Genomic DNA, 22,254 nt, shown 5'->3' with positions numbered 1-22,254 from the left:
TAGCAAACAAAGCGCGACAAACAGGCGACAAAGCCTAATTGGAACCGCGCGGCACCTTCAGGTTACGCAGGACGGCCATTCTCGGGTCACTGGTCTCGGTCTCGCAGTCGCAGGACCCTTCGGCCAGCCGGACGCCGCAGCGGGGACACAGCCCCGGGCAGTCATCATCGCAAAGCGGTTTGACCGGCAGCGCGAGCAGGAACTGCTCCCAGAGAAGGCTGCCCGCGTCAAGCTCCAATATTTTGCCGCGGCGGCGCACAAGCCCTGGTTCCAGGGTCTGTTCGTCGTCCAGGGGCAATTCTTCATACAGGTCAAAGCTCGTGTCCACGGCCAAAAGGACATCCTCGGCGCAGCGGTCGCACGGGGTGACAAGCGCCCCGCGCAGCCAGCCGGCCAGGAGCACGCCGCGGCCCTGGGGGGTCACGGTGAACTCGGCGGCAAGGCCGGTTTCCGGGAGATCCAGCCGGTAGGGCAGGGCAAATTCCGCGATGGAACCGGACCACAGGGACTGGTCGGAAAAAGAAAATTCCCGGCCGGTTGCCGGGATGTCGGTGATATCGAGCCACAGTTCGGACATGGGTACCCCTCGCGAAGAAGAGTGTGCTAGACCCTCGGTGTCGTCTTGTCAAGAAAAAGCTTGCCAAGGTCTTCCAACCCATGTACCTCACAAAATTCTTTGCGTCACTGTGAAAAACGCGCGTTTGCCCAGGCTCCGACACGGAGTTTTTTGACGGGCAACACCGCGAATCATGTTTCCGGAGGAATCAAATAATGGCCAAGATTTGCGATCATTGCGGCAAAAAGCCCCAGAGCGGCAACAATGTCAGCCACGCCAACAACAAGACCAAGCGCCGTTTCGAGCCCAATCTCGTGAACGTCCGCGCCCAGCTGCCCTCGGGCGAGGTCAAGACCGTGACCGTGTGCACCCGCTGCCTGCGTTCCGGCGCAGTGATCAAGCCGGTGGCCAAGACCGCTGCCGCCTAGCGCGTCCGGTTGTAAAGCTTTCTGACGGTCCGCTTTGGCGGACCGTCTTTTTTTGTGTCCGCGCCCCTCGCTACGAGCCTTCCTCCTCTTCCGACGGCGGCGTGACCAGCACCCGGTCGATGCGCCGGCCGTCCATGTCCACCACCTCAAAGACGGCCTCGTGGGCGGTAAAGGTCTCGCCGATGTGCGGGATATGGTCCAGGCGGCTTAAGATGAACCCGGCCAGGGTGCCGGAGGCGAAGTCGTCGGGCCAGGGGCGCGGCAGCCCCAGCGCCGCCGCCACCTCGTCCATGGGCGTGGCCGCATCCGCCAAAAGCGACCCGTCGGGCCGGCGCACCAGATCGGCCTCGGCCGCTCCGGCCTGGCCGGCCAATTCGCCCACCATGTCGGCAAAGACGTCGGCCACCGTCACCACCCCCACCACCTCGCCGTATTCGTCCACCACCAGGGCCAGCTTGAGGCCCGGGGTTTCCCGGAAGGCGGCCAGCAGGTCCAGCCCGCGCATGGTCTCGGGCAGATACTGCGGCTGGGTGAGGTGGGCGGTCAGGTCGAAGCGGCCGGTGCGGATGCGCCCGGCCAGCACGTCCCGGGCCCGCACCACGCCAAGGACGTTGTCGAAATCGCCCCGGCACACCGCAAACCGGGTGTGGCTGCTCCCAAGCATCTGCGCCATGAGCGTGGCTTCGTCGGCTTCGATGTCCAGCCAGTCCACCCGGGAGCGATGAGTCATGATGACGCCAAGGGGCCGGTCGGCCAGCCGCAGGAGGCGTTCCATGATGTCATGTTCGACATCCTCCAAAACCCCATGGTGGCGGCCTTCGAGCAGCATGCCCCGGATGTCCTCCTCGGTTACCGAAGGGGCGTCGCCGCCGCCAAGGCCGAGCAGGCGCAACGATGTCCGGGTGGCCACGCCCAGAAGCCAGACCGCCGGCCGGCTGACCAGCATGAGCCCGCCCATGACCGGGGCGGCAATGAGGGCCACCTGTTCGGGCCGGGCCAGGGCCAGGCGTTTGGGCACCAGTTCGCCGAAAAGGAGCGTGAGCAGGGTGATGGGGGCCACCACGCAGGCCAGGGACAGGCCCTCGGCATAGGGGGCCAGGGCCGGCACGTCGGCCAGGACGGCGGCCAGGGCCGGGGCCAGGGTGGCGCCGCCGTAGGCGCTGCCGAGCACCCCGGCCAGGGTGATGCCGATCTGCACGGTGGACAGGAAGGCCTCCGGCCGCTCCAGCAGGCGCAGGCAGGCCGCGGCCCGGCGGCTGCCGGCCTCGGCCAGGGCGGCCAGCCGGGCTTTTCGCGAGGCGACAAGGGCCATTTCGGCCATGGCAAAAAAACCGTTGGCGCCAATAAGGGCCGCAACGGCCAGCAGTTCAAAGGGCACGGCAGTCATGCATACTCCCGGGTACGGATTGCCTGGTCGGCGACCAGACAGGCCAGTCTAGACCGGCCGGGCCTTGTGGGCAATGGCCGGCCGGGGGAGCCTTGCCGGATGCAAACCGGTGGGGTATTGTAGTGAGTAAACATATTTATAAATGGCGTTCACAATCTTTACAGGAGTGAGGATGAACCGCCCATTCTTTCTTGCCCCTCTGAATATTCCAGGAATATGGGGATGATTCGCTGTATATCCAAGCGGTCGTGGCGGTTCCTGTGGATTGTGTCCCTGGCTCTTTTTCCGGGGCCGGCCGGCCTGGCTGCAAGTCAGCAGACGGCACTGGTTTTCGGCATAGGTCCCCATCGTTCCGCCGTGGATTTGGCCCGGCAATGGCTTCCGTTGCTGGCCTATCTCGAAAAAGAGACGGATTTGACCTTGGCTTTTGAAACGGCAACGGACATTCCCACCTTTGAAGTGCGTCTGGATGCGGGCCGCTACGACATCGTCTACTGCAATCCGGCTGACTATGTGCAGCGAAGCATCGCGTCCGGGTATCGTGCCTTTGCCCGGGAATCAGGCGAGCGGTTGCAGGGGCTGGTCGTGGTTCCAAGCAGCAGTCCGGTCAGGACCCTCGACGATCTGGCCGGGGCGACCCTGGCCTTTCCAGCCCCCCGGGCCTTTGCCGCCGCCATGTTGCCCCTGGCCGAGTTCAAGGCCCGGGGCATTGCGGTGACGCCGGCCTACGTCTCCACCCATGACTCGGTCTACCTGGCCGTGGCCCGGGGCTTTTATCCTGCCGGCGGCGGCATCCGGCGCGCCTACGACAAGAGCCCGGAGGAGATTCGCCAGGCGTTGCGCATCCTCTGGGAGTCGCCGCCGTACACGCCGCATCCGCTGGCGGCCCATTCCCGGGTGCCGGCGGCGGCCGTGGCCCGGCTCAGGGCGGCGCTGGTGGCCATGGCCGACTCGCCCCAGGGGCGTGACGTGCTCACCCGGATGCAGTTTCGCGGCTTCGAGGCCGGCGAGGACGCCGACTGGAACGATGTGCGCCGGCTTCTCGGCCTGCCGCCGGCCGCCGGGGACCGGACAGGGCTGCCATGACCTTTCGTCTGAAGACCATTCTTGGCATCGCAGCCATTGAGGCGGCCTTGCTGTGCTTTCTTATTGCCGGCGAACTTGAATCCCTGCGCGGTTCGACCCGTGAGCAGCTTGGCAAACGGGCAACCGCCATGGCCGGACTGTTTGCCACCGCTGCCAAAGCCGATCTGCTCACCATGAATCTGGCCGGCCTGCAGGGCCAGGTGGACACCCTGGCCCGGGATCCGGGCATCCTGTTTGTCGAAGTGGGCAGCAGCCGGCTGGGCGTCCTGGCCCGCAGCGACGATGCCGCCCCGGTCGCGGCCGTCGATGCCTGCGAGACAACCCAGGCCAGGGCCGACATCAGCGAAAGCGGCGTCCTTTTCGGCTGGACCTCGGTGGTCCTTTGCGACACCTCCCTCGATGCCATACTCGCCGCGGCCCGGCAAAAGGCCCTGACCACCGGTCTGGCCGGCATGGCCCTGTCAGCGGTCTTTTCCTGGCTGCTCGGCTCCTGGCTCACCCGCCAGCTTGGCGGGCTGGTCGCTGCCTCCGAAGCCATGGGCCGGGGCCGTTTCGGGGGCACGGTGCCGCTGGTCGGCAATGACGAACTGGGCCGGGTGGCGGCGGCGTTTAACCGCATGTCCGGGGAGCTGGCCCGCTCTTACGGCGAGCTGTCGGAAAAGGTGGCCAATTTCCAGGCCTTTTACGACACCGTGGATGCCTGCTTCCTGGTCGTTTCCACGAGCGGCAACATTATAAAGGCCAACCCGGTCCTGTGTGCCCGGCTGGGGTATACAGAGGCCGAGCTGGCCGGGCAGGGCCTGCTCTTGCTGTATGAGGCCTCCGGCGGCACGAGCATCCGCCAGCGCATGGAGAGTCTGGCCGAAGGCGAGGTGGCAACGCTTGGCGTCCCCATGCTGACCAGCCAGGGGGAACGCGTGGCCATGGAAACCCGGGTTGTGCGCGGCGTCTGGGCCGGAAAACCGGCCTATTTCGCCATCGGCAAGGATGTTTCGGCCTTGTACCGTTCCGAGGAACGCTTTCGCTCCATTGCCGACTTCACCTACGACTGGGAATACTGGATCGCCCCGGACGGGCGGTTTGAGTGGGTGGCCCCGGCTTGCCGGCGCATCACCGGCTATCCGCCCGAGCGGTTTCTGGACGATCCGCACTTTCTCGTGTCCATCGCCCCTCCCGAGGACCGCCCGATCATCGCCGCGCACATGCGTGTGGCCACCGAGGCCACCCCGGACATGTGCACCCTCAATTTTCGCATCATCCGCCGTGACGGCAGCCTCGTGTGGATCGAACACTGCTGCCGGGCCATCTTCGCCCCGGACGGCACCTTTCTTGGCCGGCGCGGCAGCAACCGCGACGTGACCGGGCGCAAGCGGTCCGAGGAAGCCATTGAGGCGGCCCGGGAAGCGGCCGAGGCGGCTAATCGGGCCAAGACCCAGTTCTTGGCCACCATGAGCCATGAAGTGCGAACGCCGCTCAATGGCATCATGGGCATGTTGCAGATGCAAAGCAGCCTGAGCCTGCCCCCGGAGCAGGCGGAAATCGTCTCCATTGCCCTGGAGTCCTCGCGCAAGCTGCTCACCATCCTAAACGACATCCTGGACATCGCCCGCATCGAGGCCGGCAAGGTGGTGCTGTGCCAGGAGGAGGTGGACCCGGGCCGCCTGCTGCCGTCGGTGGCCGGCATTTTCACTGCGGCCGTGCGCGAACGCGGACTGGCCATGGACGTGGTGGTGGACGAGGGGATGCCCGAGGCGGTGGTGACCGATGAGGGCCGGCTGCGCCAGATTCTGTTCAATCTTGTGGGCAACGCCGCGAAGTTCACGCGCTCCGGGCGCATCGAACTATGGGCCGGGCCGCTGCCGGTGCGCCCGGCCAATGGCGGCTGGACGCTGCTTTTCATGGTGTCCGACACCGGTCCGGGCATTGCCGACGACAAGATCGGCTATGTCTTTAACCGGTTTAGCCAGGTGGACGATGGGCTGGCCCGGCAATACGGCGGACTGGGACTGGGGCTGGCCATTGTGCAGCGCTTTGTCGGGCTGCTTGGCGGCTGCGTGTGCGTGGACAGCACGGTGGGCCAGGGCACGACCTTTTATCTCACGGTGCGGGTGGGCCGCCCGGCCGGGCCGGACACCATCCGGCAAGGCCGTGGGGAACAGGCCCCGGAGGCCGATGCCGCTGTCGGGCTGGCCGGCGGCCTGACCGTGCTTGTGGTCGAGGACGAACGCATCAACCAGATCACCATGGGCAAGTTCCTGGACAAGATGGGGCATGTGGCCGTCATGGCGGAAAATGGGCAGGTGGCCTTGCAACTGCTCGCCCGCCAGCGATTTGATGTAGTGCTCATGGATATCCGGATGCCGGTCATGGACGGCGAGGCGGCCACCCGCTCTATCCGGGCCATGGAACACGGGCCGGCCGGCATCCCCATCATCGCCCTGACCGCCCACGCCATGAAGGGCGACGAGGAGCGTTTCCTGGCCTGCGGCATGGACGCCTACCTGGCCAAACCCGTGGACTTCGAGGCCCTGCGCCAAACCATCGCCCGGGCCTGGGCGGGCCGGCGCAGGCCCCGGGCCTGAGGCTGGCGGCCAGTGTCGGGAAAAGACGCAAAAAGCCCCCGGATGCGGCACGCATCCGGGGGCTTGGTCGTTTCACGGTCCGGCCGCTAGACCGACAGGGCCCGGTCCAGGCGGGTGAGCACCCGGTCGCGGCCCATCACTTCCATGGTCTCGAACAGGCCGGGGCTGGCCGTGGCTCCGGTGATCGCCACCCGAAGCGGCTGGGCGATGAGCTTGAACTTGAGTTCGCGTTCGTCCAGATAGCCCTGGACCGCCGCCTCCATGGAGGCCTGGTTGAAGCAGCAAAGGCCGGCCAGGATCTCGCGCAGCCGGGCCAGATGGCCGCGCACGTCGTCGGTGAAAAACTTTTTGACCGCAGCCATGTCGTATTCCAGGGCTGCATCGGCCACCACAAAGCATTCGGCCTTTTGGGCCATCTCTTCCATGGTCTGGGCGCGCGGCTGCAACAGCGGCACGATGTGGGCCAGATAGTCGAGGTCGAGGTCGGCATGGCCCCGGCGCTCCAGGAAAGCGTTGACGATGACGGCCAGACGCGCCGCCGGGCTTTCCTTGATGTAGTGGGCGTTGAGCCACAGGAGCTTGGCCTTGTCAAAGACGGCGGCCGAGGAACCGAGGTTGTCGGCGGTGAAAAGGTCCACCAGCTCCTCGCGCGATAAAATCTCCTGGTCGCCGTGGGCCCAGCCCAGGCGCACCAGGCCGTTTAACATGGCCTCGGGCAAAAAGCCCTCGGTCTCGTATTCCATCACGGCCGTGGCCCCGTGGCGCTTGGACAGCTTCTTTTTGTCCGGGCCAAGGATCATGGGCACATGGCCAAAGCGCGGCAGTTCGAAGCCCAGAGCCTTGTAGATGAGGATCTGGCGCGGGGTGTTGTTTAAATGGTCGTCGCCCCGGATGATGTGGGTGACGCCCATGGTGGCGTCGTCCACCACCACGGCCATGTTGTAGGTGGGCGAGCCGTCGCCCCGGCGCAGCACCATGTCGTCCATCTCGGCGTTGTCGATGGAGACCGAACCCTTGACCATGTCGTGGACCACGGTGGCCCCGGTCACCGGGGCCTTGAGGCGCACCACCCGGCCCGGACCGGGTCCGAGGCCGGCTTCCCGGCAACGGCCGGAATACTTGGGCTTAAGCCCCTTTTGCCGGGCCTCCTCACGCATGGCCTCCACCTCTTCCGGGGTGCAGGAACACCAGTAGGCGTGGCCGGTATCCAGCAGCTTGTCGATGTATTCATTATAGATGTCGAAACGCTGGCTCTGGTAGGTGATCTCGCCGTCATGGTCGAGGCCAAGCCAGGCCATGGCGTCGAGAATCGACTGGGTCATGTCCGACTGGGACCGGGCCAGGTCGGTGTCCTCGATGCGCAGCAGAAACTTGCCGCCGAAATGGCGGGCCAGCAGCCAGTTGAAGATGGCCGTGCGCGCGCCGCCGATATGCAGATAGCCCGTGGGACTCGGGGCGAAACGGGTGACGATGGTGCTCATAAAGGCTCCGGATACTTAGGTGACGGGGACTGGCCTCGGAATGTGGATCGCGGTCCGGGAGCGGGCTGTGGCGCGGCCTTGGCCGCGCAAGCCTGCCGCTTGCGTGGCCGGGAGGTAGCGCCTTTGCAACGCCTCGTCAACTGATGCGGGGGACGCCGGCCAGGGCGCGCCGGGACCGGGCCGCCGCCGGGGATGGGCAAAGCCGGCGAGGCGTGCTAGATGGCCGGCAACACGACGCGACCGGCCTGCCGCCGGGCCACGGAGTCTTTTGATGCCCAAAAAAATAGTCACGATGGTTCTGTTCTTTTCGATCTTTTTCATGTTCCTGACAGCCCTTGTCATGTACATCGTTCCGCCGACCCGGGTGGCTTCCTGGGCCGACTGGAGTTTTCTCGGCCTCTCGCGCCCGGCCTGGGAGGGCGCCCATCTGGCCATGGGCCTGCTGTTTCTGGCTGCCGGCGTGGCCCATCTGCTGCTCCACATCGACGAACTCCTCGACCATTTGCGCGACGACGAGGGGATGGTCGTCATTTTTACCAAGCCCTTTGTCCTTGGCCTGCTGCTCACCATCGGCGTCTTTGCCGCAGCCCTGGCCGGGCTGCCGCCCGTGGGCCAGCTCGTGGCCCTGTCCGGGCACATCAAGGAACGCACGGTCGAAACCTACGGCGAGCCGCCGTACTCCCTGGCCGAACGCTCGACCCTGGCCGATTTTGCCCGGCGCATGGGCCTGGAGACCGACAAGGCCCTGGCCCTTCTTCGCCTGCGCAATATCAAGGCCGAGTCGGCCGACCTGACCCTGGCCCAGATCGCCCGGCAAAACCGGGTGGCCCCGGGCGGCGTGTTCGAGGCCCTCAAAATGGTCATGGAACCCTCCGGCGGCACGCCGCCGGGACTGCCCAAGGACCCGCCTCCGGGCCTTGGACGGCGCAAGCTCTCCGACATCTGTGAAGAATACGGCCTGGATATGGCCCAGGCCCTGTCCCGGCTCACGGCCGCCGGCTACAAGGCCCAGCCGGCCTGGACCCTGACCGAGACGGCCAAGGCCAACAATATCCTGCCCATTACGGTGTATGAGGCGCTGCGCTCGGAAAAAATTCCCACGCCCACGCCGGTGGAGGTGACTTCGGGCAGTGAGCCGGTCAAGCAGCCCTCGGCCAGCCCGGTCGAAGCCACGCCGACGCCGGCCCAGCACGCCAGCCCGGCCCCGGCCCCGGTTTCGACACCGGCCCCGACACCGGCCCTGCCGGCCGCGCAACCCGCCGCCATCCCCCCGGCTCCCGGCTCTGCGCCGGCCGCGCCGGGGACCAGTGCCGCCACTTCCGGCCATGCGCCCCAGCCTGCCGCCCCGGCCCCGGCCCCGGCCGCGCCGGGCTATGGCGCTGCCTCGCCGGCCTCGGCTCCGGGCTATGGCTCGGCTGCGGTGCCGGCTCCGCCGGGCCCGGCTGCCGCCCCGGGCGTTGCGCCGTCGGCTCCCGGTTATGCCCCGGCCGCCCCCGGCTATGGTTCGGCCCTCCCGGGCCATGCCCCGGGCTCTGGGACCGTCCCCCTTGCCCCGCCGGCCGTGGCCGCGCCGGCCACGCCGCCGCCGGGCCTGGAAAAAATGATGCTGCAAAGCTTTTGCCGCGAATACGACATCCCGCTGTCCACGGCCGTGCAACGCCTGGGCCGGCACCGCATCACCGCCTTTGGTGACATGAGCTTTGAAGAGCTGGCCCTGGAAAACAACCGCACTCCGGCCGACATCATGCGGCTTGTCGTTTCGCCCTAGGACCGCGCCGCCTTCCCCCCCTGGTCGGAGCCCGAAATAAAGCGGGCCGCCTCACCTGAGGCGGCCCGCTTTGGCTTGAAGCTCTCCCCCCGTTACAGCCTGGGGTGGCGAAACTAGGCAAATTCGTGCTGGAAGCGTTCGTTTATCGCATCGAACTGGTCCCGGCGGTAACGGCCGGCCAGGTCGCTGGTATTGGCCGGGAGGCTTTTGGGGGCATGGGGAAGCGGCGGCGGGGCGGCAATGTCCCGCCTTACACAGGCGGGCGGACTTCGACGCGGTTGCGCCCGGCGCTTTTGGCCTGGTAGAGGGCGGCGTCCGAGGCGGCGAGCAGGGTTTCCGGTTCAAGGTCCATGTTGGGGACCACGCCGGAGATGCCGATGCTGACGGTGACCAGATCGGCCACGGGCGAGGTGGCGTGTTCAATGCCGGCGGCCCGGACATTGCTGCGGATCAGGCCGGCGATGGAGAGCGCGCCGGCCGGGTCGGTGCCGGGCAACAGGGCCACGAATTCCTCGCCGCCATAGCGGGCGGCAAAGTCGCCGGGGCGTTTGAGGGCGGCGACCAGGGCTTCGGCCACGCGCCGCAGGCACAGGTCGCCCTGCAGGTGGCCGTAGGTGTCGTTGTAGGCCTTGAAGCAGTCGATATCGATCATGAGCGCCGAGAGCGGGGTGCCGTCGCGGCGCGAGCGCAGCCATTCCTTGCGAAAGGCGTCTTCGAAGCAGCGCCGGTTGGGCACGCCGGTGAGGCCGTCCTGGTTGGAGAGCTGTTCGAATTTGCGGGTCAGCGCTTCGAGTTCGCGTTCGCGGGCCTTGCGCTGGTCCATCTCTTCCTTGAGGCGAAGGGCGGAGCGGACCCGGGCGCGCAGTTCCATGCTGTTGACCGGTTTGGCCAGGAAATCCATGGCCCCGGCCTCGAAGGCGCGTTCCAGGCTCACAGCTTCGTCCTTGACCGTGACGATGATGATGGGAATGTCGCGCAGCCGGTGGTCGGCCTTGATGAGCCGGGTGGCGTCTATACCGTCCATGTCGGGCATGACCACGTCCATGAGGATGAGGTCGATGTCCGGGATGTCGTATTTGCGGCAGCGATCGTCAAGCAGGGCCAGGGCTTCACCGGCAGATCCGGCACACAGGGGATCGACGTATCCGGCTCCCTTAAGAATGGTGGAAAGGAGCAGTCGTGAGGAATCCGAGTCGTCCACGATGAGGATATTCATGCCGGTCCCAAGGAGACTGTTTGCCACGATATGTTCAAGGGACGTTTGGTCGTCGCAAAGGACGCAATGTTCCGTGGCGCGTCCTGGCTGACCATGCCGGAGATGCTGTATTTCACGATGGAGATAATGACGGATCGCGGGAAAAAAGCAACCGTCAACCGCAATGCGGCAGTCCCAGATGGGTGGCGAGACTGTGCATGGTATCGCGGTCGGTGAAATCAAAGCGCAGCGGCGTCAGGGTGATATAGCCCTGGGTCAGAAGGGCCCGGTCCGTGTCCGGGGTGAGCGCTTCGGGGGGGATGATTCCGGTGAGCCAATGGTAATCGCGGCCGCGCGGGTCCTGCCGGGTGACGTACCAGTCATTGTAGACGGCCGAGGTTGGCGGGCAGATGCGAAGGCCCAGGGTTTCGGGCACCGGGCGGTTGGGAAAATTGAGGTTGAGGACGCAGCGGGGCGGGGCGGCTTCCCAGGGCCGGTTGGCAATGAAGCCGGCCACGTATTCGCCCTGGCCGGTCAGATCGGTCGGGGCGTAGTTGTCGGCGGAGACGGCCACGGCCGGGTAGCCCATGAGCGCGCCTTCGGTTGCGGCCGAGACCGTGCCGGAATAGAGGATGTCCACGCCGACGTTGGCTCCGGCGTTGATGCCGGAAACGACGAGGTCGGGTTTTTCGGTCATGAGCGTGGTCAGGGCCAGCTTGACGCAATCGGCCGGGGTGCCGGAAACGCCAAGGCCCCGGAAGCCGTTTTCGGCAAATTCCTTGACCCGAAGCGGCGAGGCAATGGTGATGGCGTGTCCCACGGCCGACTGCTCGGAGATGGGGGCAGCCACCACCACGTCGTGCCCGGCGGCCACGAGGCCCTTGTAAAGATGGCGGATGCCGACGGCCTGGATGCCGTCGTCGTTGGTCAAAAGAATGCGCATGGTGTCTCCCGGCCGGCCGTATGTGGTCCGGCCGGGGAAGTATGCCCAAGGCGGCTGGCATTGACAACCGCTGCCGCCACGGGCAACCTCGCGTACCCACGTAACCCAAGCCATGCCGGACGCTGCCGCCGTGATAGAAAAAAGCCGATTCGTCAAAGATCTTGCTGCCGGCCAGACCGCCGCCGATGTGTTTTGCCTCGGCGCGGCCCGGCTGGGGCAGGCCAAAAACGGCCCGTTCTGGACCCTGGTCCTTGAGGACGTCACCGGCCAGATCGAGGCCAAGATCTGGAGTCCGGCGGCCCAGGCCTACGCTGATCTGGCCCCGGGCCAGTTCGTCTGGGTCGAGGGCCAGGTCGGGGCCTACCGCGACCGGCCGCAAGTCAATATCGACCGGCTGCAGGTGCTTTCACCCGAGCAGTTCACCCCGGACCTGGCGCTTTTCGTGCCGTCGAGCGCCGAGCCGCCCGAGGGGCTTTTGGAGAAGCTGGCCGAGCTGTGCCGGGCCGAGATTTCCCATGCGCCGTGGCGCAAATTCACGGCCCGGGTCCTGACCCATGCCGATTTCCGGGACCGGCTGATCGAGGCTCCCGGAGCCAAGAGCGTGCATCATTCCTACCGGGGCGGCCTTTTGGAGCACACCCTGGCCGTGTCCAGGCTGGTGCTTTCCATCTGCGACCGCTATCCGACCCTGGATCGCGACACGCTGCTCGCCGCAGCCGTGTGCCACGACCTGGGCAAGGCCTGGGAACTGACAAGCGGTCCGGGACGGGATTACACCGATGCCGGGCGGCTTTTGGGCCATATCGTCATCGCCATGGAACTGTTGGAGCCGGTGCTCAAAAAAAGCGGGGTCGAACCGGAACTGGCGCTCCATTTCAAGCACATCCTTCTGGCCCACCACGGTGAATACGCCTTTGGTTCGCCGCGCCGGCCCAAGACCGCCGAAGCCTTTGTGCTCCATTTCGCCGACAACATCGACGCCAAGATGAACCAGATTTTCGGGACCTTTGACGACGAAACCGACGAGGCCGGAACGTGGTCGCCCTATGTGCGCACCCTTGAACGCTATCTCTACAATCCGCCGCGCACCCCCCGGGCCGTGCCCGAAAAAAGCCCCGAAACCCAAGGAAAAGGACGCCCACCAGTGTTTGTTACCTTTGAAGGCGTAGAGGGCTCGGGCAAATCCACCCAGATCGGACGGCTTTGCACCGCCCTGGAAACGCTTGGCCGCCCGGTTCTGGTCACGCGCCAGCCCGGCGGCTGTGAGCTTGGGCGCACCCTGCGGGCCATCCTGCTCTCGCAGCAGAGCAGCAATTTGAGCGACCGGGCCGAGTTGTTTCTGTATCTGGCCGACCGGGCCCAGCATGTGGCCGAGGTTATCGGGCCGGCCGTGGCGGCCGGGCAGGTGGTGGTGTGCGACCGGTATGTGGATTCCACGGTGGCGTATCAGGGCTATGGCCGGGGGCTTGATGTGGACCTGCTGCTGCGGCTTAACGCCGTGGCCGTCGATGGCCTCATGCCCGACCTGACGATCCTGCTCGACCTCGATCCGGCCACGGGCCTGACCCGGGCCCTGGCCCGCAATGACGCCGCCGGCACGGCTGTCAGCGAAGGCCGCTTCGAGGCCGAACATCTCGATTTCCACGCCCGCGTGCGCCAGGGGTATCTGGCCCTGGCCGCAGCCCAGCCCAAGCGGTTTGTCCGGATCGACGCGACACCCGCTCCGGACGCGGTGGCCCTGGCCGTGTGGCAGGCCGTGTCCGCCCGGTTGGCGGCGCAGTAGGATTTATTGCCCCATTTGCCGGCAGCCTCTGCCGGCTTTCCCTCCGAAACAAAGCATCGTTTTTCCTGCCGGACAGGATTGCTCCCTGTACATACGGCCGAGGCCGTCGTCTGCGCCTCTTCCCGCGTTTTCCCCGCATGCCCCGGGCCAGGGCGTCCTGGGGGGCCGCACCACGCTCACGGGCGAGCGTTCGACCACTTCCAGAGCTGGCAGGCACTTCGGTGCAAGCACAGGGTGTACTTACTCGGAAAAGTTAAATAAATTAGAGTGTTGATGGGAATTGTGCTGGACGTGCCCGAACGTGGGCAAACACCGGCAAACCACTGGCCGCTTGAATATCCGTTCATTCAAGGGGTTGGTCCTCACCGGCGGCATGCCCCATTATTGCAATAAAAGCAGCATGGACGGCTGGCATCCGAGCCCGTTGCCGGGGATGAGCGAGTCGTAGGCCTTGTTGGCCATGATGATGCCCAGGCCGGAATAGTCTGTCCATGTGGACGGCAAGGGAAGGGCCGTGGAGGTGAGGGCGCGAAACATCTCCGTAGAGGTGATGGTCGGTTTGAAGGAGACGAGCAGTCCGGCGATGGCCGCAGCGTGGGGGGCGGCGGCGGAGGTGCCGCAGAATCTGGTGTGTCCGGGCCAGGAGGTGGCCACGCAGTCGGCCGCGGTGATGTCGGGCTTTTGCCGCACCCGGCCGCCGCTGGCCAGGAAGTCCCCGGGGGTGATGGCTGAACCGTCCGGGTTGAAAAAGATGCGGCGCGGGCCGTCGCTTGAAAACGTCTCCACGGCCTCGGTGCCCGTAAACGCGGTGGTGCGTCCGGAGGCGGAGACGGCGGCCACGCCGAAGGCCTTGTCAACGGTGGAGTGGCCCTTGGTCGCGCCGTTGGTGCTGTAGGTGAGAACCCCGCGGCTGGCGCTTAGATGCAGAAATCTCGCTTCCCCGGACCACAGCTGGATGGCGAGCTTGTATCCGGTGAGGTTTGCGCTGGTGTTGATCTGTTCGTACGGATCCTGTGTACCGTCTTGAGTGTTCGTCGACGTGTTGTAGACATTTCCTGCGCTATCAAGAAGATACAGATCGTAATCGTTCGCCGAGGCACCAAGGGGATCAGACCACTGTAGAGTAATGACTCCGGGGTCGACTGTGATGGTATTATATGTGTTCGTGCCGCTGAACATATGCCAATGGTTAGCGGACCCATCGTCGTTATAGTTCCCCTCATATGTTCCCGAAGTATTGGAATGAAGATTTCCATCGTTGGCTGCGGATGAAAAATAGAAGACCCCGGCATCCGTCACCGTCGTCACAGCCTGGGAGATGACGTCATCCTGAAAGGAGGATTCGGCAAAATAGCCGACATCATCCACGATGACCTTGCATCCGGCATCTTTGAGGGCAATGATATTGTTGGCGAAATTGGCCATGCCGCCCCAGGCGGTGGCGAAGTACAGCGAAGCGGCGGGGGCGAGATCGTAGACGATTTCGAGCATCGCCGTCCCCTCCCCTGTGTTGCCCGGAGCATCTTGCAACACGGTCACGGTGGCCGGCAGGTCGCCTGTGGCCTGGAGCTGGGCCAGATAGTCCACGGAATCGGAAATGACGCCGATCTTGACGCTTGTTCCCGTGTAGCCGGCCGTTCTGACGATTGGCGCGCTGTGGGCGACGTCGCCTTCCGTGGTGGTGGACTTGTGCAGGATATACTCCTGAGCCCTGTCGATGAAACGCACGCCGGACTGGGCGGCAATGGTCTCCACCGCGGTTATCGGAATCTGTGCCCGGATGGCATTATATTGCGGAAAGGAGTTGATGATGGTTCCGCCCTGGGCTCTGATGAAGTCCAGCAGGACGTCCGTGACATCGGCTTTGATGTCCACTGTAATTGTATTTGATTCCGTCAGTTTGATGCTGTTCTCAAGCATCGGAAGACCGGATTGCTTATCTTTAAGGACGACGCTGTGCAGCGTGCGGACAATAGCGGAATTTATTTTTTTCTGAGCCGGTGTCAGATTTTTCTTTTCTTCATTCAAAATTGTGATTTGCTGCTTGAAATTTTCCATGGCAGCGGCGGAAAGGCCAACATCAGATGGTGGCGAGTCTTGAGAGGCTGTAGCTGCGGATTCTTCAGCCTGCTTTGGCGTAATGCTTGCCAACGACACGCTGTTTGATGTGAGAAACAGGACCAATGAAAAGACAAGGGCCAGCTTTTGGAAAATACTATTACCGAGGCGCATGGCTTCTCTCCATCAGTATTATGTTCTTGACTGTTGTTTATATGCACATTTCTTAGCCAATCCGCGTTGTTGGCGTAGATTGTTCAATCGAATCCGGTTCCTCGGGCAAAGGGTATACTGTTCGGCCAATGGGCGTTGAGGGGATGTCCGGAATGATTTTTTGTAGAGAAATCTTCCTGCCCGCGGCAATTGCGCCGGCTCATTGCACAAAGGCATTGAAGATCAATAAGTTATGGAACAATCGTAAGTATAGAAATTTTATACAAACTACTTTAACAATTCCGGAATGACAAATATTTTTTGCGTGTCCCGCTTGTGACCCCGGCCTAGACCTCCGTCCCCGCCTCTTCTCCGCTTTTTTCCCGCATGACCCCGGCCAGGGCGGCCTGCAGGGCCGCATCCTCCACGGGTTTGGCCAGGTAGCCGTCGGCGCCGGCGGCCAGGAACCGTTCCCGGTCGCCGGCCATGGCGTGGGCGGTGACCACGATGACCGGCACCGTGGCCTTGGGGCCGTGGATGCTCTGGTCGCGCAGTATGGCCATGGTGTCCAGGCCGCTTATGCCGGGCATCTGGATGTCGAGCAGCACGACGTCCACGGGTTCGGTTTCGAAAACATCCAGGGCCGACTGGCCCGACGAGGCTTCCAGCACCGTGTGGCCGTGGCGGCGCAGCAACGCGCCCAGGGTCAGGCGGCTGATGCGTTCGTCTTCGACCACAAGGATGCGAAGCGGCGGCAGGGCCGCTGCGGGAGCTTCGACCGTGGCCGCAGGCTCGCCGGGCTCGGCCCGGCCCACAAGCAGGGTGCAAAGGACGTGGGTGCCGACTCCGGGTTCGCTTTCGATCTGCACCTCGCCGCCCATGAGCCGGGCCAGACGGTCGACAATGGACAGCCCAAGCCCCGCCCCCTGGTGGATGCGGGTGTTCGAGGCATCGACCTGGGTGAACGGGTCCAGGACCGTGCCGAGCATGTTGCCGGGGATGCCGATGCCGGTGTCGCTGACCGACAGCACCAGGCGGATCCGGCCGGGGGCGGTGTCGGGGGAGGCCCCGGCTTCCAGGGTGATGACGCCGCTGCGGGTGAACTTGATGGCGTTGCCGACGAGATTGAGCAGGATCTGCCGGATGCGCCCCTCGTCGCCAAGCAGCCGGTCCGGCACGGACGGGTCGATGGCGCTTTTGAGGCGGATATCCTGGTTGGCCAGGGCGGTTTGGAACACGGCCCGGGTGGCGCTTATGACCTCGTCCAGGGCAAAGGGCTTGATGGCCAGCTCGAGCTTGCCGGATTCGACCCTGGAGAGGTCGAGGATGTCGGTCAAAAGGCGGGTGAGGCGGCGTCCGCAGTCCAGGGCCGTGGCCACGCAGTCGCGTTGCTCGGTATCAAGGCCGGTGTCTTCCAGGAGCTGGAGCATCCCGAGCAGGCCGTTTAAGGGGGTACGGATTTCATGGCTCATGTTGGCCAGAAATTCGCTCTTGGCCTTGTTGGCGGCGTCGGCGGCTTCCTTGGCCGCAGCCAGCCGGGTTTCGGACAGGCGCAGGGACTCCTCGGCCAGTTTGCGCTCGGTGATGTTGGTGAACATGCCAAACCCGCCGACAAATCCGCCGGCCGCGTTGTATTCGCTGCTGACGGCAATAAGCGTCCACAATTCCCGGCCGTCGGCCCGTCGCAACCGCCGCTCGTAGAGTCCGCCGCCCGGGGGCGTGGCCTCGCGGCGGACCATGGCCCGGTTGAGGGCTTCGTCCTCGGCAAACAGAAAATCCGACACCGGCCGGCCGAGCATATCCTCGGGGGACAGGCCGAGCAGGGTTCCCATGACGGCATTGGCGTAGGTGGTGTGCCAATGGGCGTCCACGGCCCAGATGCCCTCGTTGGCTGTTTCGACGATGCGGCGGTAGCGGGCTTCGCTGTCGGCCAGACGGCGTTCGGCCTGTTTGCGGGTGGTGATGTCGCGGATGACGCCGACAACGTAGCGGTTGCCGGCGTCGTCGATATGCAGGCTTTTGCGGGTCATAAACGTGCCCCGCCCGCCATCGGCGTCGTAGGCCCTTTCCTCGGCAATGTCCTCCTGGCCGCAAGCCAGGACCATGGCGTCGTTTATGATGGAGGAGGCGGCCTTGGCCTCGGGAAACACGGCCTCGGCCGTGCGGCCGAGAATAGCCTGCCGGGACCGGCCGGCCAGGGCGCAAAATGCATCGTTGACCAGGAAGAAGCGATGCTCGGGGTCCTTGACGAAAAACGGGTCGGACATGGTGTCGACCACCCGGGCCAGAAAGGGATCGTCATGGCGGAGGCGGCCGGTCCGCCGGCCGAACAAGGCCCGGCCGGCGAAGAGGCCGGCCGGGGCAAGCAGCACTGCGAAGGCGGCTGCAGCAGTCCATGAAATCATGTCCACGCCCGGGCTCTCCAGGAGATCAACCCCGGCACCTGCCGCCCTCCACCGGGGGGAGCTGCGGCGTGCCGGGGTTTTGTACGATTAAGGCCGGATGGAGCCGGCCGGCAGTACGACGGCCCGGGCGCGAAGGTGCAAACGGAGGTGCCGGCCGTTTTCAGCCCAGGGCGGCCAGGGTCTTTTCCACGGGCCGTCGTTCCGGCACCGTGGGCAGGGGCATTTCGCCGTCGCGCACGGCGGCCGAGACGTACAGGCCGCAAAAGCAGGCTCCGTATTCGGCCACGTCGGCCGCGCGGTAGGCGCAGGGGCAAACGACATCCTTATCCAGTTCGAAGGTCCCGGACCCCAGCCGGCAGGGGCAGGCCATGTAGCCGTAGCGCGCCTTGTTGGTCAGCAGTCCGGCCATGAGGTCGAGGACCATGGCGGTGTCGGGATTGAAGAAAAAGCCTTTGGCTGCCTGGATGGGGGCGAGCTTTTCGTAGAGTTCCTGCGCGTCCATCATTTGCCACAGGCCCCGAGGGCGGTTTCGAGTTCATCGCGGCGAAAGCCCACGATGACCTTGTTGCCAATGACGATGGTGGGAAAGGACAGGGCCGGGTTGAGTTTGCGCACGACGTCCATGACTGCGGCGCGCTCTTCGCCCGTCAGATTGTCCACATGGACGCAATCGTAGGGGATGTGCTTATCGTCGAGAAATTCCTTGGCGTGCTTGCAATGCACGCAGGTGGTCAGGGCGTAGACCTTGATTTCCGCAGTCATGGCATTCTCCTTGAAAGCGAGGCACTAACGTGGCGTATAGTACGTTCCGTTTCGTATTCCTTTTTCCAGACGCCGGGTCAAGTGCGAAAGGGGCCAGGTCAAAAGCAGGTAGAGCACGGCCAGGGGCAGGTAGGTCTCAAAGGTCCGGTAGGTGGTGGCGTTGACCACCTCGGCCGCCTTGGTCAGCTCGCGAAGGCTAATGACCGAAAGCAGGGAGGAATCCTTGATGCACGACACGAACTGGCCGGTCACCGGCGGCACGATGCGCCGGGCGGCCTGGGGCAGGATGACGTAGAGGAGCGTTTGGCGATGGTTCATGCCCGAGGACAGGGCCGTCTCCCACTGGCCGCGCTCCACGGATTCCACCCCGGCCCGGACCATCTCCGAAATATAGGCTCCGGAAAAAAAGCCCAGGGTGGCCGTGCCGATGAGAAAGGGGCTGTCCACCCGGACCACCACGCCGACGCAGAAATAGAAGATGAGGATCTGCACCAAAAGCGGCGTGCCCCGAAAGGCCCCGACATAGAGGGCGGCCAGTTCGCTAAGGACCACATTGCCCGAGACCGCGGCCAAGCCCGAGGCCAGCCCCAAGCCCAGCCCCAGGGCAATGGCCCCCACCGACACGGCCACGGTCATGCCCAGGCCCCGGACGAACAGCTCCCGGTAGGCCCAGACCGCCGACCAGTCCCAGTGGTACTGCAGCCGGGACAGCACCAGCCACAACAGCCCGCCAAACACGGCCAGGATGGCCAACCGAACCGCAATCCGGACCATTTAGCGGCTCCGGGCGACAAAGGCCCCGGCCGGCACCACCAGGACGTAGGGCACCCGCATCCCGAACTCCTGGACCAGCCGGGCGGCGATGTCCTTGGAGCAGTCGCGCCCGGCCGTGGTCAGGTAGGTGGTGTTGACCTCGGTCTCAACCTGGCCGGTTTCGTTTTTCCAGCCGCCGCCCCCGGTCCCAAGCCGGGTGTAGCCGCCGAAGGTCTCGGCCAGCCAGGCCTCGAAGTCCGGCACGCGTACGGCGGCGTCCGAGCCGTCGGCCAGGGTGGCCGGCACGATAAACACATGGGCAAAAACCTGCACGGTGTCGGCCCGGGCCGGCACAGGCCCGGCCAGGCAGAGGGTAAAAAGGGCCAGAAGCACAAGGCGCAAAGGCTTGGTCATGCCGATTCCTTTTGCCGGCGGGGTCTGCCTGGGCCGGGACCGGCAGGGTCCGGGCGGCAGGGCAAATCCGGCCGGCGGGTCCCGGCAAGGCGCGGCGTCGGGCCTTGCCGGGACAGTTGCGTGGGGCGCGCGACCCGGCTTCGGGCGGCGGACCAGGGTTGGGCCTATTGGCCGAGGAGTTCCTTGAAGTGCTTGGCGCGCAGGGTCTCCAGGGTGCCGTCGGCCTTGATGGTGGCGATATACATTTCAAGATACTGCCACAAGTCGAAATCACCCTTTTGCAGGGCGATGCAGAAAGGCTCGTAGGTAAACGGCGTGAGGAGCGCCCGGGTGGTGTCGGGATTTTGCTTCTGGTGCTTGGCAATGGAGATCTGGTCGTAGAGAAAGGCGTCGGCCCGGCCGGTGGCCACATCCCTGGCGCAGGCCGTCTCTTCCTGGTAGCGGTTGATGGTGGCCTTGGGGAAGCGCTTGGCGGCGGTCAGGTCGGCGGTGGTGCCGGTCTTGACGGCAATGACCCGGCCCGGGGCGTCGAGTGCGGCCACGTCGGTCAGGTCCGGGGCCTTTTTGACGCTGACCAGGGCGCACAGGCCGGTGGTGAAATAGGGTGAGGAGAAGGTGATGGATTTGGCCCGTTCCAGGGTGCCGGTGATGCCGGAAATGATGATGTCGACTTTGCCGGCGGTGAGTGCCGGGATAAGCCCGGTCCACTCCATGTCCTTGATTTCCAGTTCCACGCCCAGGCGTTCGGCCAGGGTGCGGGCGATGTCCACGTCAAAGCCGACGGGTTTGCCTTGCTCGTCCACGTATTCGAAGGGCCAGAACTTGAGTTCCATGCCGACGACGAGTTTGCCGCGTTTGACGACCTGATGCAGGACGCTGCCGTCGTAGACATCATACGGTGCTATGGCCAGGGCGGTGCCGCAGCACATGGTCAGGGCCACGAAGGCCAGACTGACGATGCGGATGAAGCGGATCATGGGTATTCTCCGGGTATGGGGTTTGGCGGCGGCGAAACGCGGCTGCCGAGGTTTGATGACTAGCAAAAAAATGCCGAAAAGAAACCCTGTTCCGGATGATTGTCCGGGACAGGGGCGATTGGCGGCAGCAGGAGGGCATATGGGTCGATTGGCAGCCATGGCGGCGGCGATGGTCCTGGTCTTGGCGGTGGCGGGCTGCCTGGCTCCCGGACCCGAGGCGGTGGCCCGCAACTGGCGGCCGCAGGGGGCCGGCGGCCAGAGCCTGGGGCAACTTATTGCCGTGTCTCCGGGCCTTGTGGGTGCGACCTGGGAGTCCTACGACGGCCCGGCCGGGGAACCGCTCGTGCGTCTGGCCGTCGAATACGCTCCGGGCAAGGCGGCTCTGGGCTGTCCGGCCCCGGCCGCCGGGAGTCGGCTTGGGGCCCGGGCTTTTCTGATCCTGTCGCTGGCCGTGGGCAAAAACGGAACCGTTGATTTCGTCTCGGCCGAGGGACAGGCCTACACGGCCGGCGGGGCCTTTGCCTCCTTCCCCCTGGACATCGGCGTCATCGCCGATCTGGTGGCCAGGGCCAGTCCGCTGCCCTGCCCGGCCCTGGCCGTGCCGGATTATCTGTAGCGGCCTATTTGCCCTTGCTGGCCTTGATGGCTTCTTCGAGTTCTTCAAAGGTCGGGCGCTGGTGGATGGGGATGGCCCGGCGGCCGGCTTCCAGGGCCACCGGCGGCGGGTTGCCGCCGACAAAGGCGGTCAGCGAGGCCTTGGCCACCAGCAAAATGGACTCGGTTTCCTTGGCCCGGTACTCGATGTTGGTGGAGATGGGGCCGATGAAGCCGTACGCCAGCAAAACGCCCATGAAGGTGCCGACCAGGGCCGCGCCGATGCTGTGGCCGAGCACTTCGGCCGGCTCGTTGAGCTTGCCCATGGTGATGACGACGCCCAGAACGCAGGCCACGATACCCAGGGCCGGCATACCGTCGGCCACCTTGCTGATGCTGTGGGCCGGCAAAAGCGCCTCGTGCACCGTGGCCTCGATATCCGCCTCCATGATGGTGTCGAACTCGTGGGCCTCGATGTTGACCGTGGAAAAAATACGCATGGTGTCGCAGATAAAAACCAGCACTTCGTGGTTTTTCTTGTTCTTGGCGAAATTGGCGAAGATCGGACTTTCCGCCGGCCGTTCCACGTCTTTTTCAATGGCCACCAGACCCTCGCGGCGGATCTTCATGTACAGCCCGGACAGGGTGGTCAACAGTTCCGTATAATAGGCCTTGCTGGTGGTCATGCCGCCGAAAATGGTCATGGCCCCCTTGAAGGTGGCGATAAGCACTTCCTTGGGCGAACTGATGACCAGGGCCCCGAGCGCGCCGCCGCCGATCATGAGCAGTTCCGGCGGGGCGGCCGACAGGATCAGGTCGAAGTTGCCTTTTTCCAGGACGAAGCCGGCCAGGATGCAGCCGAGGACGATGAGGGTGCCAAGTATTACGAACATGGGTGCGCCGTTTCCTGTCCGGGCCGCTAAAACTGG

Annotated in this window: 19 protein-coding genes and 1 pseudogene; 7 read left to right on the top strand and 13 right to left on the bottom strand. The window is 64.9% G+C overall.

The annotated features are described in order from the left end of the window. Positions 1–34: 34 nt before the first annotated feature. A complete protein-coding gene (locus DVDV_RS04695; protein WP_075353557.1) occupies positions 35–577 on the bottom strand; it encodes a DUF177 domain-containing protein in 543 nt (180 codons plus the stop codon). Positions 578–771: 194 nt separating this feature from the next. On the opposite strand from DVDV_RS04695, the gene rpmB reads away from it, so the two are divergent. Next, entirely contained in the window at positions 772–984 is a 213-nt protein-coding gene (gene rpmB / locus DVDV_RS04690; RefSeq protein ID WP_075353556.1) for a 50S ribosomal protein L28, read from the top strand. A 70-nt stretch (positions 985–1,054) separates the two neighbouring features. Here rpmB and DVDV_RS04685 read toward each other — a convergent pair whose 3' ends face one another. Further along, positions 1,055–2,371: a hemolysin family protein gene (locus DVDV_RS04685; protein ID WP_075353555.1), complete on the bottom strand. Its 1,317-nt coding sequence runs from the start codon at positions 2,369–2,371 to the stop codon at positions 1,055–1,057. Between the two features lie 222 nt (positions 2,372–2,593). Here DVDV_RS04685 and DVDV_RS04680 point away from each other — a divergent pair, with 222 nt between their 5' ends. Together DVDV_RS04680 and DVDV_RS04675 are read left to right on the top strand one after the other, a co-directional pair. Next, positions 2,594–3,457, top strand: a complete 864-nt coding sequence (locus tag DVDV_RS04680) for a phosphate/phosphite/phosphonate ABC transporter substrate-binding protein (protein ID WP_075353554.1) — start codon at positions 2,594–2,596, stop codon at positions 3,455–3,457. Then, a complete protein-coding gene (locus DVDV_RS04675) occupies positions 3,454–6,039 on the top strand; it encodes a PAS domain-containing hybrid sensor histidine kinase/response regulator (protein ID WP_075353553.1) in 2,586 nt (861 codons plus the stop codon). Before DVDV_RS04680 ends, DVDV_RS04675 begins: the two co-directional genes overlap by 4 nt. An 86-nt stretch (positions 6,040–6,125) precedes the next feature. On the opposite strand, the gene gltX is transcribed toward DVDV_RS04675, so the two are convergent. Continuing rightward, on the bottom strand, positions 6,126–7,520 hold the full coding sequence (gene gltX, locus DVDV_RS04670; protein WP_075353552.1) for a glutamate--tRNA ligase: 1,395 nt from the start codon (positions 7,518–7,520) through the stop codon (positions 6,126–6,128). 271 nt (positions 7,521–7,791) lie between these two features. Between gltX and DVDV_RS04665 the strand changes: the two genes are divergently transcribed. Further along, positions 7,792–9,288, top strand: coding sequence for a DUF4405 domain-containing protein (locus DVDV_RS04665; protein WP_075353551.1), 1,497 nt, complete (start codon positions 7,792–7,794; stop codon positions 9,286–9,288). Positions 9,289–9,538: 250 nt separating this feature from the next. On the opposite strand, the gene DVDV_RS04660 is transcribed toward DVDV_RS04665, so the two are convergent. Both DVDV_RS04660 and surE read right to left on the bottom strand, forming a co-directional pair. Beyond that, positions 9,539–10,504 (bottom strand): diguanylate cyclase, encoded by a 966-nt coding sequence (locus DVDV_RS04660; RefSeq protein WP_075353550.1) that lies wholly within the window; start codon positions 10,502–10,504, stop codon positions 9,539–9,541. A gap of 154 nt (positions 10,505–10,658) precedes the next feature. Further along, positions 10,659–11,426 carry a 5'/3'-nucleotidase SurE gene (gene surE / locus DVDV_RS04655; protein WP_075353549.1) on the bottom strand — a complete coding sequence of 256 codons (768 nt, stop codon included), beginning with the start codon at positions 11,424–11,426 and terminating at the stop codon, positions 10,659–10,661. 112 nt (positions 11,427–11,538) lie between these two features. Here surE and DVDV_RS22130 point away from each other — a divergent pair. Next, positions 11,539–12,348 (top strand): annotated as a pseudogene (locus DVDV_RS22130) (3'-5' exoribonuclease YhaM family protein); the annotation flags it as partial. 222 nt (positions 12,349–12,570) lie between these two features. After that, positions 12,571–13,209: a dTMP kinase gene (gene tmk, locus DVDV_RS22125; protein ID WP_075353548.1), complete on the top strand. Its 639-nt coding sequence runs from the start codon at positions 12,571–12,573 to the stop codon at positions 13,207–13,209. Positions 13,210–13,590: 381 nt separating this feature from the next. Here the strand turns inward: tmk and DVDV_RS04640 are convergent, their stop codons facing one another. The 7 genes from DVDV_RS04640 to DVDV_RS04610 all read right to left on the bottom strand — a co-directional run bounded on the left by DVDV_RS04640 (position 13,591) and on the right by DVDV_RS04610 (position 20,731). Then, complete coding sequence (locus DVDV_RS04640) at positions 13,591–15,441, bottom strand: S8 family serine peptidase (protein WP_083634634.1); 1,851 nt, start codon at positions 15,439–15,441, stop codon at positions 13,591–13,593. A gap of 326 nt (positions 15,442–15,767) precedes the next feature. Next, positions 15,768–17,825 carry a PAS domain-containing hybrid sensor histidine kinase/response regulator gene (locus DVDV_RS04635; RefSeq protein ID WP_083634633.1) on the bottom strand — a complete coding sequence of 686 codons (2,058 nt, stop codon included), beginning with the start codon at positions 17,823–17,825 and terminating at the stop codon, positions 15,768–15,770. A 160-nt stretch (positions 17,826–17,985) separates the two neighbouring features. Then, positions 17,986–18,327, bottom strand: coding sequence for a ferredoxin-thioredoxin reductase catalytic domain-containing protein (locus tag DVDV_RS04630; protein ID WP_075353545.1), 342 nt, complete (start codon positions 18,325–18,327; stop codon positions 17,986–17,988). Then, positions 18,327–18,587 carry a glutaredoxin family protein gene (locus tag DVDV_RS04625; RefSeq protein WP_075353544.1) on the bottom strand — a complete coding sequence of 87 codons (261 nt, stop codon included), beginning with the start codon at positions 18,585–18,587 and terminating at the stop codon, positions 18,327–18,329. The genes DVDV_RS04630 and DVDV_RS04625 overlap by 1 nt, the downstream gene beginning before the upstream one ends. 24 nt (positions 18,588–18,611) lie before the next feature. Beyond that, positions 18,612–19,361: an amino acid ABC transporter permease gene (locus DVDV_RS04620; RefSeq protein ID WP_075353543.1), complete on the bottom strand. Its 750-nt coding sequence runs from the start codon at positions 19,359–19,361 to the stop codon at positions 18,612–18,614. After that, positions 19,362–19,754 carry a hypothetical protein gene (locus tag DVDV_RS04615; protein ID WP_075353542.1) on the bottom strand — a complete coding sequence of 131 codons (393 nt, stop codon included), beginning with the start codon at positions 19,752–19,754 and terminating at the stop codon, positions 19,362–19,364. A gap of 164 nt (positions 19,755–19,918) precedes the next feature. After that, positions 19,919–20,731: a transporter substrate-binding domain-containing protein gene (locus tag DVDV_RS04610; RefSeq protein WP_075353541.1), complete on the bottom strand. Its 813-nt coding sequence runs from the start codon at positions 20,729–20,731 to the stop codon at positions 19,919–19,921. Positions 20,732–20,870: 139 nt separating this feature from the next. Between DVDV_RS04610 and DVDV_RS04605 the strand changes: the two genes are divergently transcribed. Further along, complete coding sequence (locus DVDV_RS04605; RefSeq protein ID WP_075353540.1) at positions 20,871–21,347, top strand: hypothetical protein; 477 nt, start codon at positions 20,871–20,873, stop codon at positions 21,345–21,347. A 4-nt stretch (positions 21,348–21,351) separates the two neighbouring features. On the opposite strand, the gene motA is transcribed toward DVDV_RS04605, so the two are convergent. After that, positions 21,352–22,218, bottom strand: coding sequence for a flagellar motor stator protein MotA (motA, locus tag DVDV_RS04600; RefSeq protein WP_075353539.1), 867 nt, complete (start codon positions 22,216–22,218; stop codon positions 21,352–21,354). Positions 22,219–22,254: the final 36 nt, after the last annotated feature.

The sequence above is a fragment of the Desulfovibrio sp. DV genome (assembly GCF_001936595.1).
Taxonomy (GTDB): domain Bacteria; phylum Desulfobacterota; class Desulfovibrionia; order Desulfovibrionales; family Desulfovibrionaceae; genus Solidesulfovibrio.
Note: the sequence above shows the minus strand (reverse complement) of the source record. Positions and strands in the feature narration are given on the sequence as shown.

Coding starts and splice junctions, on each gene's coding strand:
- DVDV_RS04695 (WP_075353557.1), bottom strand. CDS start 577: ATGTCCGAACTGTGGCTCGATATCACCGACATCCCGGCAACCGGCCGG.
- rpmB (WP_075353556.1), top strand. CDS start 772: ATGGCCAAGATTTGCGATCATTGCGGCAAAAAGCCCCAGAGCGGCAAC.
- DVDV_RS04685 (WP_075353555.1), bottom strand. CDS start 2,371: ATGACTGCCGTGCCCTTTGAACTGCTGGCCGTTGCGGCCCTTATTGGC.
- DVDV_RS04680 (WP_075353554.1), top strand. CDS start 2,594: ATGATTCGCTGTATATCCAAGCGGTCGTGGCGGTTCCTGTGGATTGTG.
- DVDV_RS04675 (WP_075353553.1), top strand. CDS start 3,454: ATGACCTTTCGTCTGAAGACCATTCTTGGCATCGCAGCCATTGAGGCG.
- gltX (WP_075353552.1), bottom strand. CDS start 7,520: ATGAGCACCATCGTCACCCGTTTCGCCCCGAGTCCCACGGGCTATCTG.
- DVDV_RS04665 (WP_075353551.1), top strand. CDS start 7,792: ATGCCCAAAAAAATAGTCACGATGGTTCTGTTCTTTTCGATCTTTTTC.
- DVDV_RS04660 (WP_075353550.1), bottom strand. CDS start 10,504: ATGAATATCCTCATCGTGGACGACTCGGATTCCTCACGACTGCTCCTT.
- surE (WP_075353549.1), bottom strand. CDS start 11,426: ATGCGCATTCTTTTGACCAACGACGACGGCATCCAGGCCGTCGGCATC.
- DVDV_RS04640 (WP_083634634.1), bottom strand. CDS start 15,441: ATGCGCCTCGGTAATAGTATTTTCCAAAAGCTGGCCCTTGTCTTTTCA.
- DVDV_RS04635 (WP_083634633.1), bottom strand. CDS start 17,825: ATGATTTCATGGACTGCTGCAGCCGCCTTCGCAGTGCTGCTTGCCCCG.
- DVDV_RS04630 (WP_075353545.1), bottom strand. CDS start 18,327: ATGGACGCGCAGGAACTCTACGAAAAGCTCGCCCCCATCCAGGCAGCC.
- DVDV_RS04625 (WP_075353544.1), bottom strand. CDS start 18,587: ATGACTGCGGAAATCAAGGTCTACGCCCTGACCACCTGCGTGCATTGC.
- DVDV_RS04620 (WP_075353543.1), bottom strand. CDS start 19,361: ATGGTCCGGATTGCGGTTCGGTTGGCCATCCTGGCCGTGTTTGGCGGG.
- DVDV_RS04615 (WP_075353542.1), bottom strand. CDS start 19,754: ATGACCAAGCCTTTGCGCCTTGTGCTTCTGGCCCTTTTTACCCTCTGC.
- DVDV_RS04610 (WP_075353541.1), bottom strand. CDS start 20,731: ATGATCCGCTTCATCCGCATCGTCAGTCTGGCCTTCGTGGCCCTGACC.
- DVDV_RS04605 (WP_075353540.1), top strand. CDS start 20,871: ATGGGTCGATTGGCAGCCATGGCGGCGGCGATGGTCCTGGTCTTGGCG.
- motA (WP_075353539.1), bottom strand. CDS start 22,218: ATGTTCGTAATACTTGGCACCCTCATCGTCCTCGGCTGCATCCTGGCC.